The sequence below is a fragment of the Herbidospora sakaeratensis genome (genome assembly GCF_001570525.1).
GTDB classification, from domain to species: Bacteria; Actinomycetota; Actinomycetes; order Streptosporangiales; family Streptosporangiaceae; genus Herbidospora; species Herbidospora sakaeratensis.
On sequence record NZ_BBXC01000007.1, the window covers coordinates 1,122,729 to 1,135,397 of the forward strand.

Sequence of the window (12,669 nt, forward strand, 5' to 3'; positions counted from 1 at the left end):
TCTGCGATGACGAGCATCGCGGAAGGAGCACCCCCGAAATGAGGAAAGTGCAGGCCGCCCTGACCGGGTTACTGGTCGTGGCGGCCTTTCTCGTCGCACCCCCGGCCCACGCGGCGACCGTGCGGGTCACCGTCCACCTCTACCGCGTCGTCGAGATCTCCTGCGACGAGGGCGCGACCGTGCCGTGCCCCAACGACTACTACCCGAAGTTCAAGATCGGAAATGAGGAGCTCTACGACGGCAAGGACGACTACTGCTGCGCCCACGGCACCGACTTCCGCACCAACTGGATCCACTCGGCCGACGTCGACACCGGCCAGAACCCGGTCGACATCCACATGGAACTCTGGGACCAGGACGACTCCAGCGCCGACGACCCCATCGACTGGGGCGCGCCGGGCGACCACGTCGACCTGAAGTTCGACCTGAACACGTGCGTGTTCACCGGCGGCGGCCTGACGGCGCAGCAGGGCGCGGGCGTCACGTCGCTGGCGGGGGAGAGCGAGCAGAGCGCGGTCGACTCGGCGCGCGGCTACTTCACCATCACCACCCCCGACTGCCTGGAGAAGGCCAAGACCACCGACGGCGACGGCGACGGCCTCATGGACGTCTGGGAGGCCCCCGGCCGGGGCGTCGACGCCGACGGAAACGGCACCGTCGACCTTCCCCTGGGCGACATGGGCGCGCTGCCCTACCGCAAGGACCTGTTCGTCGAGGCCGACCACATGGAGGGCGCGGCCCCCCAGCCCGGCGCGATCACCGACGTGGTGAACGCGTTCGCCGCCGCCCCCGTCGACCAGTACGAACCCGGCAAGTACCGAGGCGTCAACCTGCACGTCCTCAGCGGCGAGCAGGTGCCCCGGATCGACGTCGTGAAGTTCAACGACACCGGACCCGGCGACCTCGACGACTTCAACGACCTCAAGAGCGGCAAACCGGACAACGACTGCGACGGCCACTTCGGCACCCCGGCCGACCGCGCGAGCCCCAACTGCACGGCCGTCCTGGACGCCCGCCGCCAGGTCTACCGCTACATGATCTTCGGCCACAAGTACGAGCAGTTCCCCGACTCCTCCGGCCAGGCCGAGATCAGCGACGACACCCTCGAAGGCGGCAACGACTTCATCGTCACCGTGGCGACGTGGTACTTCGACAGCGACGCCGACCGGCGGGTGATCGAGGGATCGACGTTCATGCACGAGTTCGGCCACACTCTCGGGCTGGGCCACGGCGGCGGCGACCACGTCAACTGCAAGCCCAACTACCTGAGCATCATGAGCTACGCCTTCCAGTTCCCGCGCCGCGACCCGAACCGCCCCCTCGACTTCAGCAGCGCCGCCAGGGGCACCGCCTTCGGCACGCCGCTGAAGGAGACGGAACTCGACGAGAACAGGCGTCTCCACGCGACGCCCAACCCGGCGCGCAAGATGGTCTACGGGCTCAACGGCAAGCTCACGGTCGACGACGCCAACGCCCAGGCCCTCGACTGGAACGACGACAAGACGCTCGAAACCGACGCCGAGGCCGACATCAACTGGATCGACTCCATCGGCGACCCGGGCGAGGGGTGCAACATCCAGGGGAAGACGGAGCTGAAGGGTCACGACGACTGGGCCGACATCCAGTACAACCCGCGGCAGAACGCCGGCTTCTACGCCGACGGCCTGCGCGGGAACCTGCCTAGGGAACTGACCCAGCGCGACGTCAGGGCGATGACCCAGCAGGCCGACCTGAAGCTCACCAAGACCGCCGACCGCGCGACGGCGGCGGGGGGTGACACCATCTCCTACACCGTCGGCGTCACCGACCTGGGTCCCGGGCCGGCGAAGTCGATCGAGGTGGCCGACACGCTGCCCGACGGAACGGTCCAGCGCCGCACGCTGCCCGACCTGGCCGCCGGGGCGACCACCACCACGCCGTTCAGCTACCAGGTGCCGTGCGCGGTCACCGACGGCGCCGTGATCAGCAACACCGCCACGGTCACCGGCACCGACGCCGAGGGCGTGCCCGACCCGTCGCGGACCGACAACACCGCCTCGGCGACGACCACCGCGCGGGCGCCCAGGCTGACCGTGTCCCAGACGGCGACCCCGTCGGTCAACGCGGGCGAGGCGATCACGTACACGATCACCTACGCGAACGCGGGCGGCGACGCGGCCTCGAACGTGGCCGTCACGGCCACCGTGCCGAAGGACGTCTACTACAGCAAGCCGCTCGACCTGGGCGCCGGGCCGAAACCGGCCACGGTGACCCTGAACGCCGACGGCACCAGGACCCTCACCTGGAACCCCGGCGACCTCGCCGCGAACTCGGGCGACCGGGCGATCGTCTTCACCGCCCGGCCGACCCTGCTCGCCCTCCCGGGAACCGTCTTCGCGGGGGCCGTGTCGATCGTGTACAAGAACGGCAGCGGGGCCTGCGCCTACGCCCCGGTCACCGGCTCGTCGTCGACGACGGTCACCGCGGTCGCGCCCGGCCGGAACCCGATGGTGCGGGCGTTGTGGGCGCTGCGCGACGACCTGCGCACGGCCGAGATCCTGGCCCGGGCGCAGGCGACCGACACCCGCTGGGACGGCGCCGACGGGTCGGCCCCCGACGGCAGGTTGTCGCAGCAGGAGGCCGACGCGGTGTTCTTCCTGCCGGTCACGCAGCCGCGCACGCTGCGCGCCGACCTGCTGGCCGCCCTGCTCAACACGGCGACCCGCAGGATCAACGCCGGCACCGCCGTCAGCACGCCCACGACCAGGGCCCTCGGCCTCGGCACGGTCGGCGACACCGTGCGGTACGCCCAGACCACGCTGGCCCAGCCGCCGTCGTTGTCGAACCTGGTGCGGTACGCCAAGACCGGCGTCGTCCTCACCGAGGTCAACGCCGGGGTCGCGGAACGGTACTAACTCAGCGCGGGAAGCACGTAGACCTCGGCGCCCGGGGGGAGCTCGCACTCGAGCCCGCCCAGGCGCCGGGCGTTCTCGCCGCACACGAAGATGCCGATGTGCCGCCGCAGCGCGCCGTACTCGTCGCGCAACCGCCCCTCCAGATCGGGGTGGGTGCGGCGCAGCGTGTCGAGCGCGCCCCCGAGGGTCGGGGTCTCCGACTCCTGGGGGGCGACGGCGAACACGCGCACCTGGGTGTCGTCACCGATCCAGTGGCGCAGGGTACTGGGCAGCACGAAGGTCACCAGGGTGACCGGCCGGGCTTTCATCCGTTCATCGTGCCAGGCCCGGAGCGTCCGGGGGCGCGGTTCAGGGTTCGCCCTGGATCGCGTCCCGGTGGATGGAGGCCAGCGGCACCCCGCTGTCGAGCAGCCGCCGCACGGTCGTGTTCACCATGGTCGCCGGCCCGCACACGTACACCTCGTGGCCGGTCCACGAACTGATCCGCGGCACCACCTCGTCGAGGTCGCCCCGCATGCCCGTGTACGACTCCTCCCGCGACACCACCGGCAGCACGCTCAGCCACGGGAAGCCCGACTCCATGCGGCGCAGGTCGGGCAGGTCGTAGAGCTCGGCGGCCCGGCGGGCGCCCACGATCATGGAGATGTTGGGCCGCCGTCCCGAGGTGATGACCTGTTCGACGATGGCCTTCAGCGGGGCCAGGCCGGTGCCGCCCGCCACGCAGAGGATGTCGCGCTCGCCGTCCGGCGGGGCCATGGTGCCCACCGGCGGGCCGAGGAGGATCTGGTCGCCGACCTTGGTGTGCTGGGCCAGCGCGGTGCTCACCCAGCCGCCGGGCAGGGTGCGCACGTGCAGCGTGATGGTGTTGTCGGCCCGGGGCGCGTTGGCGATGGAGTAGGTCCGCCAGACGCGGGGCCAGCGGGCGACCTGCACGTTGACGTACTGGCCCGGGACGAAGTCCATGCGCTGGCCGGGCCGGAGCGTGACGACGGTGATGTCGGGCGCGCGGCGGTCGTGGTCGACCACCTCGGCCAGCCACCAGGCGGGGTTCTTGCCCGCGTCGGCGTCGGCCGCCCCGATCATCGCGTCGGCGGCGGCGGTGTAGGCGGCCACCCAGGCCGCCTCGATCTCCGCGTTCCAGATCTCGGCCGCGAAGCGTTTGATCGTCGCCAGCAACGCGTTGCCGACGGCGGTGTAGTGCTCGGCCACGACCCCGTACTTGCGGTGGTCACGTCCGAGTTGTCCCAGATACCCCCCCAGGCTGTCCGGGCTGTCCAGCATCCAGACGATCCGGGTCAGCGAGCCGAAAAGACGGTCTCGCGTGATGTCCATCGCCGGGGGGAACATGCCCCGGAGATGCGGACTCTGCGCGAACAGGCGGCCGTAGAAGTACGCGGCTGCTCGCTCCGCGACAGGCTCGACGACGGAGAAACTCTCTTTGACGAGGCGCGGATTCAACGACATGTAATGGTCCCACCCTGAGTGACCGGAATAGGTTCTTCCGGTCTGCCGATCCACCTCCCTGACGGTTCCGGGTGAACGAGCGTGGCGGCCCCCCGGCACAACCTTCGCTCATTTGGGAGTCTTCCACTCTGAGATGCACGTCACAACTGATTCACCCCAAAGGAGACTGTTGGTAGTCGTCGTGTCATTCTCTGTAAGGGATGGTCCCGACATTTTCGGACAAGAAACGCGAATGTCATTCGCGTTGTTACAAGGCGCAGTGACTGATACGTGGGATACGTGACAAAACCGAAATCAAGTGCGCCATGATGGGCATGCCGTCGCGCGCAACCTACTGGAGAATCCATGGCCCGTCCGATCATCGGCATCACCAGCTACCTTGAGGCCGCCCGCTGGGGTGCGTGGGTGCGGGAGGCCGTGGTCTCCCCGCAGGGATACTCGCGGGCCGTGGAGAAGGCCGGGGGCGTCCCCGTCGTGCTGCCCCCGCTGCTGCCCGCCAACGTCGACGACCACCTGCGCGGGCTCGACGGCGTCCTGCTCGCGGGCGGCATCGAGGTCGACCCCGGGCTCTACGGCGAGTCCCGTGAGCCGCGCGTCGACGATCCGCAGGCCCACCGCGACCGTTTCGAGATCGCCCTGGCCAAGGCGGCCGTGGCGGCCGGCAAGCCGGTGCTGGCGGTGTCGCGCGGCATGCACGTGCTGAACGTGGCGCTGGGCGGCTCGCTGATCCCGTGGTTGCCCGACGTGGTGGCGCACGACCGGCACACCGGCTCGAAGCACACCGTGATCATCAGCGTGTCCAGCAAGATCGGCAAGGCCGTCGGCGACCGCATCGAGGTGAACGCGCCGCACCACCAGGCGGTGAAGAAGCTCGGCCAGGGGTTGCTCGCGGTGGCCTGGGCCGACGACCAGATCGTCGAGGGCGTCGAACTCCAGGGCCACCGCTTCTGCGTGGGCGTGCAGTGGCACCCCGAGCGCGGCGCCGACAACCGCCTCATGGAGGCCCTGGTCGAGGCGGCCCGGCCCTTCTGACCACGCTCCCGGCCGGACGGGGCCGGACCATCCCGGACGTCGTCGTCGGTCTGTCCGTCAGCTCACCCAGGGGCCGCAGTCCCACGAGCCCGGCTGCGACGACCCGACGCCCCAGCAGGCGTGGAAACGTTCGCTGCCGTCGGAGGGCCGGGAGGGCACGGTCGCGGTGTTCAGCTCGATGTAGCCGCTCCAGAGGGTGCTCTTGACCTGGGTGTTGGTGGTCAGCCAGCCGTAGCTGCCCCACAACTGCCGCTCGATCTTCACCCAGAACGGGGTGCAGCAGTTCTCGTTGCCGCTCACCGTCAGGTGCGCCGAGCGGGTGGAGCAGCTGGTGCCGCGCACGTGGGTGCTGATGGTGCCGTCCCAGTTGTAGCTGCCGGAGACGGCCGAGCTGCAGCCCGCCTGCGCGGCCGGGGCGGTGGTGAGGGACAGGGCCACGCCGGCGAGGAGGGCGAGCGCGGCCGAGATCAGGGATCGGGTGATTCGCATGGCCGTCAGACTCGGTCGGCGCCGCCCGCGCCGGTAAGACCTTTGCGCCGCAACGCAAAGGATGCTCAGGCGCCGTCGAGCAGCCGGCGGCCCAGCGGGGTGAGGCCGTGCAGGACGGCGGGCCCGCGCCGGGTGCTGGTGATCAGGCCCGCCTGCCGGAGGGTCTTGGTGTGGCGGCTCATCGAGGCGAGCGAGGTGTGCAGCCGCGTGGCCAGCTGGGTGGTCGAGGCGCTGTGCCGCAGCGCGTCGAGCACGGCGGCGCGGGTCGGGCCCATCAGCTCGGCCAGCGAGCCGCCCGTCCCGGTCACCGCCATCCGGTGCTCGGCCGCGATCGGGTAGACCACGACCGGCGGCAGGCCCGGGTCGGCGAGCGACACCGGCGTCCAGTCGCAGAAGAACGACGGGACGAACCGCAGGCCCCGGCCGCCCAGGTGGAGGTCCCGGTCGACGGGGTAGCGCACCTCCAGCACCGGGCGGCGCCAGCGCATCATCGGCGCGAAGCCGCGCAGCAGCGCCTCGACGCCCCCGGCGAGCAGCGCGCCCGTCCGGGTCGCGACGTCGGCCTCGACGGCCGCCCGGACGAGGTCGTCGTGGGCGCCGACCGCGGCCCGGTGGTAGTCGCCCAGGGCCCGTGCCAGCTCGGGCAGGGTGGCCGGGAGGGGGCGCGCGGCGGCGTCCAGTTCGCGCCAGAGCCGTCGCGGGTCGGTGGCGCGGACGGCGTCCAGGCCCGCGTCGAGGCCGGCCGCCGCCTCGGCGGGGGTGAGCAGGTCGGGCACGTAGCGGCCGCGCGGGGCCAGCCCGCCCAGCAGCGCCGCGCCGGGCCGCATCAGGGCCGTCAGGTCGGGGCGGGCGCGCAGCCGCGCCGTCCACGGCCGCAGGTGGACGGGGGAGGTCGCCTCGCCCAGCCGGAAGTGGCTCAGCAGGACCTCCCACAGGGGGTCGGCGACGGTGCTCAGGCTGGTCCGCGCGATGTCCTCGGCGGTGAAGTGGATGCGCAGCACCCGTCGAGTGTCGAAGACCCGTCTTGACACCGGCTTGCCACCCTGATCTGCGTCTATACCTCGCGTATACCGGTGTCGCCGATGGTGGCGGGCATGACTGACGGGGGTTGGGAGTTCCGGCTGCTGGGTCCGGTCGAGGTGTGGCGCGGCGGCGGGCGGGCCGCGCTGGCCCGCCGCGCGCAGCGCTGCCTGCTGGGCGTGCTGCTGCTGGAGGCGGGCCGGGTCGTCCCGGTGAGCCGGTTGCTGGACCTGCTGTGGGACGACGACCCGCCCGCGCACGCCCGGGGCGTGCTGCACAGCCACGTCGCCCGGTTGCGCGGCGTGCTCGACCCCGACCGCACGGGCTCGCGGGGGTTCCGGCTGCTGCTGCGGGGCGACGGTTACGTGGCCGAGGCCGACGCGGGCGCGGTCGACGTGCACCGGTTCCGCGACCTGGTCGCGCGGGCCCGGCTGGCCGGTCCGGGCGGCCGGGCGCGGCTGCTCCGCGACGCGCTGGCGCAGTGGCGCGGGCCGTTGCTGGCCGACGCCGCCACCGACCGGGTCCGCGACCGGCTGGGGGTGGGCCTGGAGGAGCTGCGGTGGTCGGCGGTCGAGTCGTGCGTGGAGGCCGAGCTGGAGTGCGGGCGGCACCGGGAGCTGCTCCCGGAGCTCGCCGACCTGGTGCGGCAGCATCCGCTGCGGGAGCGGCTGATCCGGGCGTACATGCTGGCCCTCTACCGCGACGGACGCCGCCCCGACGCCCTGGCGGCGTACCGCAGGGCGCGGGGCGACTTCGCGCGGGAGCTCGGCCTCGAACCGACGAGCGACCTCGGCGACGTGCACGACCGGATGGTGCACGCCGACCGGTCGCTCGACCTGCCGATCCCGGGGGCGCGACGGCCGGCCGGACCGGCCGTCGCGTGGTGGTGACCGCTACCAGCCCGTGTAGTTCACCTCCGAGCTGCGCAGGTGCGCGTCGAACACGGCGGCGAACCCGGTCGCGCCCCGCTTGGTCGGGTGGATCGAACTGCGGCTCGCGCACCGGAGGCCGTCGGTGACGCAGCCGTCCCAGAGGTCGCCGAAGTCGCCCGGCCCGGTCTTGGTGAACATGATGGGGTTCACCCACCGGTCGGCGTCGCACACGCCGTGGCCCTGGAAGGCCGGCAGCGAGTCGGCGTAGGACACCTCGTTCCCGGCGTCGCGCAGCACCCGCACGGTGTTCTTCGCCTCGGTGACGAAGTACTCGCTGGCCCGCCGCAGCACGCCCTGCGCCTGGGTGTCGAACGTCGTGCACGAGGGGTTGGTCCCGGACACGTCGGGATAGCCCATGAGCACGATCTTGGCCTTCTTCGCGCGCGTGTTGCTCTTGTTGTCGACCTCGCCCTCGATCTCCTGGAGCAGGTGCGCGACGTTGGCCTGCTCGCCCGCCTCGACCCGGGTGTTGAGGGTGGCCAGGATCTCGGCCCGCAGGTCGCTCTCATAGGTGCTGCTGTCGCCGCAGGTGAAGATGTGGCAGTCGGCGATGACGCCGTCCCAGTCGGTGTCGTTGGCGCCGACGCTCAGCGCGACCAGGGTCGTGTTCTCGTTGAGGTAGCCGCTCTCCAGCTGCGCCGCCTCCCGGAACCGGCCCTCCGCCCGGCCCCGGTAGTCCGACCAGGCGCCGATGGGCTGCGACATGTACTGGTACTGCGGCACGGTCAGGTCGCGCGTCGAGGCCCCGGAGCACGCCACGAACGCGAAGTCGAGCCTCGGGTCGAAGGAGTCGGCCAGCTGCCCGACGGTCTGCGTCTCGCCCGGCAGGGTCGCCTGCCGGATCCAGGCGTCCCTGCTGCGCCGGCAGGCGTTCCAGCGTGGCGTGCGGTACTCGAAGTCGGTCTCGGGGAGGTAGTTCCCGACCCCCTCGCCCGAGGTGATCGAGTCGCCCATGGCGACGACGAAGTGCTTGGGCCGCTTCTTGAGCACCTGGAAGGCGACCGCGTCCCAGGAGATGGCCGCCGAGCCGTCGCCCTCCAGGTTCAGGTTGGTGAGCGACACCTGCGGCCGCCCGGCGAACGGGAAGACGCCCAGGTTGTACCAGCCGTTCTGCTCCCGGCTCTGGTTCAGGTGGCGGGTCATCTGCCGCCCGTTGCCCAGGCCCACCGTGTACGGCGCCTGCTGCGTCTCCGCCCGCCGCTTCGGGATGTGCACGAGCACCCGGGCCCACGCGTTGACGTCCTCGTTGGGTTTCCAGGTGCCGGTCACCCGCATGACGTCGCCGTTCCGCGCGCCGGTGCGGGTGTAGGCGAACCACTCGTGCCCGCCGAACCCGTTGCCGAGCTGCTGGAAGTCGGCCCTGGCCGGGACCCGGCCCGCCGAGTCCTGGGCGAACTCGAACGACAGGGTACCGCTGTTGGTCCATCCGCTGTTGTCGCAGCCCCCGCGTACGGCCGGCACGGTCACGTCGTCGACGATCAGGACCTTGGCGGTGTCACCGGTGACCGGGGGCAGCCCCGGGGTGAGGCAGGGCGTCCACTGGTCGGTGGGCTCGACGCGCTCGGTGCCGGCCCAGGTGGAGTCGTACCGCAACGACGCCTCGTTGCCGCACGCCGACGAGCAGTCCTTCCACGCCTTCGGCAGGTGCCACCAGCACTTGGAGTCCGACCGCAGGCAGGTGCCGCGCCCGCTCCCCGACGACGGGGGCTGGCACTCGTTGTGGTCGGGCCCGGAGGAGGGCGGCGCGCAGAAGGCGTTCACGTCGACGTAGCCGGTGTTGGAGACGGTCGGCACGATGGAGGCGCGGTAGCCGTCGGAGGTCCACCACGCGTAGTTGTAGCCGCCCTCGGTGACGGGCTTGTTCGTGGCCGGGTCGAGGTAGGTCTTGGCGATCGGCCACGCCGCCCAGCCCAGCACCTTCTCCTGGTACGGCCAGTCCTGCGGGTGCCCCGCGTCGGCGTAGGAGTTGTCGTGCAGGAACGGCCGCCGGTCCTGCCGGTAGGCCGGGTTGGCCGGGTTGTTCAGCCAGCCCACCCCCCACGCGCCGTTGTTCGGCTGGCCGTTGCCGTCGCGTCCCCACGCGTCGGCCTTCGGGTGCCAGCCGGAGTTGTACGCCCACACCGCGAGATACCAGTTCTCGATCTTCGCCGGGTTGCCGTCGTTGACCTTGGCCAGCCCGTTGGTGTCGGCCCAGATCTGGTTCCACTTGCTCGCCAGCGTCGACATGCCCGCCGCGATGTTGGTGACGTAGTCGACCGCCACCCGCTTCTGCTTGTCGGCGTTCCACCCGCCGCTGTTCCTGCGCATGTTGTCGGTCTGCTGGGAGATGCCGTAGCCGCAGTCGGCCTTGGCGAAGTCGACGGCCCAGTCGTTGGACGGGTCGCTGTCGTAGACGTTGACGCCGTAGTAGTTGCCGACGAGCGGGTTGCCGGTCTCGCCCTCCAGCACGCTGCGCTGCGCCTGCCAGAGGTTCGACTCCTGGGCGAGGATGCCGAACATGATCGACACCGGGACCCGGCCCCCGCCCTGCAGGTCCGGCACGGGGAACTCGGTCTGCGGGTTCCACCCGGCGAGCCCGGAGCCCTTCCAGCCGTTCGGCCGCCAGACCGCCAGCCGGTTCTTGAACACCAGCTGGTCGACCGCCCACTCCACCTGCCGCCAGTGCGGCTGGTACACCTGCACCTGCGGGTCGTTGCGCGGGACGGCGCACGTGTACCCCTGGTCGACGGTGCCGGTCACGGCGCTGGTCGCGGCAGCGCCCGCGGGCCGCAGGGCGAGCGCCAGCCGGGGGTTGGCGACGCGGCCCGAGGCGGCCGCGGCCGGCAGGCCGGCGCCCGGCAGCACGCCGAAGCCGACGTCGGCCCTGGTCGCGATCACCTGCGCGGTGATGTCGACGGGTTCGGCGTCCGGCCGCTCGGCGCTGCTCCCGCGCCGGTCGTCGCCCTGCGCCGAGGCGAGCGGCCCGGCCCGCAGGCCGCGCCGCGCGGCGGCGGTGATCGCCAGGCCGCCCTCCGACGAGACGGCCGCCGAGGCCGGCGCGTCCAGCACGGAGACGCCCGGCGGCAGGGCCTCCGTCCGGTCGGCCCGGCCCACGAGGAAGACGCGGCCGCGCGTGCCCGAGCGCACGCTCAGCTCGCCCAGCGGGCCCGACGCCAGCTCCCGGGTCTGCCCGGCGAGGTGCTGCCGGACGCGGACCGACGCCCCGTCGCGGGTGGCGAAGGCGACCCCGCCGTCGGCGGTGGCGCGCAGGTCGAAGGGCACCGCGCCGGTGTCGGCCAGCTGACGGAGCCGGCCGCCGTCGCCCACCTCGACGAGCCGGGTCCCGTGCGCGGCGACCAGCGTGCCGCCCACCGGCACGGCCGAGGTGACCTGGCCCTCGGCGACGACGGCCCGGGTCACCCGCTTGGTGGCGGTGTCGACGGTGAGCAGCCGGGTGGTGCCCTGCTGGTCGCTGACGCCCTGCGTGAGCGCGACCGTGTCGCCGGCCCCGCAGCCCGGGTTGAAGTAGGCGAGCGTCACCTGGTCCTTGAGCTTGGTGACCGCGCCGGTCCGCACGTCGACGACGGCGGCGAACGCGCCCCGGCCGAAGAGCCACGGGCGGTTGGTGAAGTGGCGCGGCGCGTAGACGGCCACGATGCTGCCGCCCGAACCGGTCAGGCAGGCGTTGCCGATCCACTGGTCGGTGTCCATGCCGGGCTCGCTGAGCGTGGCGGCGGTCCGCCACTGGTAACCCGTGGCGGCCGTGGCCGTCAGCACGTGGAAGCCGGTCGCGTCACCCGTCGCGGCCAGGGCGACGTCGGCCGACGTGCGCCAGCCCGCGCCGAGCACGCGGTCGCGCAGCTCCGGCTGGACCGCCGAGAGCCCGAGCGCGGCCGGAGGGGGTTGCGGATCCGCCGCGGCGGCGGTCACGGGGGTGATCAGGGAGGACAGGAAGGTGGCGAGCACGGCGCTGACCAGCGGCCGCCGCCGGAGGGGTCTCATCCCGGCAGCATCACCACGCCGCCTTGACACGGCCTTGCCGTCACCCCGCGAGCTGGAGCGCGTACCCTGCGGCCGTCGCCGTCGCGGTCGTCCCGAGCAGCAGCGTCAGCGCCTTCTCGCCCGCCCGCCGGGCCACCGCCGCGCCGAGCAGCGCCCCGGCGACGCCGCCGAGCCCGGTCGCGATGCCCACGTGCCAGACGGGCGCGGCCGGGGGCGTGCCGATGTGGAAGGCGTCGAACAGGCTGTAGGCCACCAGCCCGCTCAGCGACGTCGACAACGTCGAGGTGAGGGCGAGCGGCGCGGCCCGCGCCACGCTCTGCCCCGCCACGGCCACCAGCACCGGCGCGAGCATCGACCCGCCGCCGATCCCGATCGTGCCCCCGACCGCGCCGGTCACCAGCGCCAGCGCCGCCAGCGGCGCCGTCCGGACGCGCGGCGCGGCGCCGTCGCGCACCCGCGCCCCGCGCACCGCCCGCACCAGCAGCTGGACGCCCAGCGGCGCCAGCACCGCGATCACCAGCAGCCGGAACCGCGCCGGATCGGCGAACAGCGTCACCCGCCCGTAGGCCCCGAGCACCGCCGCCGGCACGCAGACCCCCGCGACCACGAGCAGCTCGCCCGCCCGCCCCGCGGTCCTCGGCGCCCGCAGCAGCGCGAGCGGGGTCGACATGGCGTTGTAGACGAGATTGGTCGCGCTGACGGCCGGCCCGCTGACCCCGAGCACGCCCGCCTGCAACGGCAGCAGGAACACCGCGCCGGAGACCCCGACCGGGGTGCCGAGCGCCGCCACCAGGAAACCGGCCACCAGCGCCAGCGCCACGTCCATCATGTCCGCAAACATAGTAGGGAATGACGGA

General features: G+C 72.5%; 9 protein-coding genes. 3 read left to right on the forward strand and 6 right to left on the reverse strand.

Going from position 1 to position 12,669, the window contains the following annotated elements:
* Window positions 1–38 precede the first annotated feature (38 nt).
* Window positions 39–2,894 (forward strand): CLIPPER-2 domain-containing protein, encoded by a 2,856-nt coding sequence (locus tag AW271_RS04635; RefSeq protein ID WP_083976069.1) that lies wholly within the window; start codon window positions 39–41, stop codon window positions 2,892–2,894.
* Here AW271_RS04635 and AW271_RS04640 read toward each other — a convergent pair.
* Window positions 2,891–3,202, reverse strand: coding sequence for a ubiquitin family protein (locus AW271_RS04640; protein WP_062332191.1), 312 nt, complete (start codon window positions 3,200–3,202; stop codon window positions 2,891–2,893). The two genes, AW271_RS04635 and AW271_RS04640, sit on opposite strands and share 4 nt — an antisense overlap.
* A gap of 40 nt (window positions 3,203–3,242) precedes the next feature.
* A complete protein-coding gene (locus AW271_RS04645) occupies window positions 3,243–4,358 on the reverse strand; it encodes a globin domain-containing protein (RefSeq protein WP_062332194.1) in 1,116 nt (371 codons plus the stop codon).
* A 345-nt stretch (window positions 4,359–4,703) separates the two neighbouring features.
* Between AW271_RS04645 and AW271_RS04650 the strand changes: the two genes are divergently transcribed.
* Window positions 4,704–5,390: a gamma-glutamyl-gamma-aminobutyrate hydrolase family protein gene (locus tag AW271_RS04650; RefSeq protein ID WP_062332197.1), complete on the forward strand. Its 687-nt coding sequence runs from the start codon at window positions 4,704–4,706 to the stop codon at window positions 5,388–5,390.
* Between the two features lie 57 nt (window positions 5,391–5,447).
* Here the strand turns inward: AW271_RS04650 and AW271_RS04655 are convergent, their stop codons facing one another.
* Window positions 5,448–5,879, reverse strand: a complete 432-nt coding sequence (locus tag AW271_RS04655) for a hypothetical protein (protein ID WP_062332200.1) — start codon at window positions 5,877–5,879, stop codon at window positions 5,448–5,450.
* A gap of 65 nt (window positions 5,880–5,944) precedes the next feature.
* Entirely contained in the window at window positions 5,945–6,910 is a 966-nt protein-coding gene (locus AW271_RS04660; protein ID WP_218007935.1) for an ArsR/SmtB family transcription factor, read from the reverse strand.
* Between the two features lie 63 nt (window positions 6,911–6,973).
* Here AW271_RS04660 and AW271_RS04665 point away from each other — a divergent pair, with 63 nt between their 5' ends.
* The gene (locus AW271_RS04665) at window positions 6,974–7,789 is read left to right on the forward strand and encodes an AfsR/SARP family transcriptional regulator (RefSeq protein WP_062332207.1); all 816 of its coding nucleotides are present in this window, start codon (window positions 6,974–6,976) and stop codon (window positions 7,787–7,789) included.
* Window positions 7,790–7,792: 3 nt separating this feature from the next.
* On the opposite strand, the gene AW271_RS04670 is transcribed toward AW271_RS04665, so the two are convergent.
* Together AW271_RS04670 and AW271_RS04675 are read right to left on the reverse strand one after the other, a co-directional pair.
* Window positions 7,793–11,812 (reverse strand): golvesin C-terminal-like domain-containing protein, encoded by a 4,020-nt coding sequence (locus AW271_RS04670; protein ID WP_062332210.1) that lies wholly within the window; start codon window positions 11,810–11,812, stop codon window positions 7,793–7,795.
* Between the two features lie 40 nt (window positions 11,813–11,852).
* Window positions 11,853–12,641, reverse strand: coding sequence for a TSUP family transporter (locus tag AW271_RS04675; protein WP_245652920.1), 789 nt, complete (start codon window positions 12,639–12,641; stop codon window positions 11,853–11,855).
* Between the last annotated feature and the right edge of the window lie 28 nt (window positions 12,642–12,669).